We start from the raw sequence: 952 nt of genomic DNA on the forward strand, positions 1-952 counted from the left end.
GTCGATGTTGGCCACCGAACGGCTGATGTTACAACGGCCCCTGGCTGGCACACCCGAACAGCATCTCGACTGGCTAACCGCGCAGATGCGTGAACGCATACCGCGCAACAAACGCCCTAGTGCCAACCAGATGCGTCGCGTGACCCATGCTTGGCTCAAGGCCGGGGGCGCCGAGCCGATGATTCGCGTTCCCAATATCATCCTGCTCGATGATACCGCGCTCCGTCAGACAGCCGATGGCAGTGGTTCCGGCCGATCGGCTCAAGCGAGGCTGTTACGTTCGGATCGCCCTATCATGCTCACCGCGAACAATATTCGCGAGACTGCGTTGCCGAAGTTTCAGGCCTTCGTTAATGCTGACGCTCGGATAGCGGCCGTTGGGCTACTGTTCAGCACGGTGTCGACATTGTTCGCGCGAGACTCGATGCAAGAAGCCGACGTATTCGCAGATGAAGAAGCGGCAGGACGTTTCTATGCGAGTAGTGCAGGATTGATCGGTGGTGTATTGAACACGGCTGAGACAGGTATACAGCGAGCGGTAGCCGTTAACGCCATCAGTGTCGCCAAGAAGGAAAACGTCTTGGCCCGGGCCGAACGCTTCGGCCGTTTTGGCCGTTTTCTTGGCGCGGGTGCAGCCTGGGGGTTTGCGTATTATGATGCCAAAAATGCAGTTGCAAATGCTAAAAAAGGTAATTGGATAATGATGATTCTATATGGCGTTTCAGCTGGCGTAAACGCCATGTTAGGTATAATGTCTATTTTTATTAAATTTCTGTCTGGTTGGGCTGGGCTGATATTTATGATCGCACTAGGTGTCGCTCTGCTGATAGAGGCAATTAAAGATAGTGACGCGCAAAATTGGTTGAAACATTGCTTCTACGGTAGCGAAGATCGCTGGCCTAGTGTCAAGATAAGTGACAAAGAACTACAGAAGGTATTGGAAAACTGATCA

At 52.6% G+C, this 952-nt stretch carries 1 protein-coding gene; it reads left to right on the plus strand.

From position 1 onward, the window contains the following. The coding region (locus OP494_RS17115; RefSeq protein WP_280542780.1) for a hypothetical protein at nt 1-949 on the plus strand (949 nt) is incomplete at its 5' end. Nucleotides 950-952: the final 3 nt, after the last annotated feature.

It is taken from the genome of Chromohalobacter sp. 11-W (assembly GCF_029889905.1).
Lineage (GTDB): Bacteria > Pseudomonadota > Gammaproteobacteria > Pseudomonadales > Halomonadaceae > Chromohalobacter.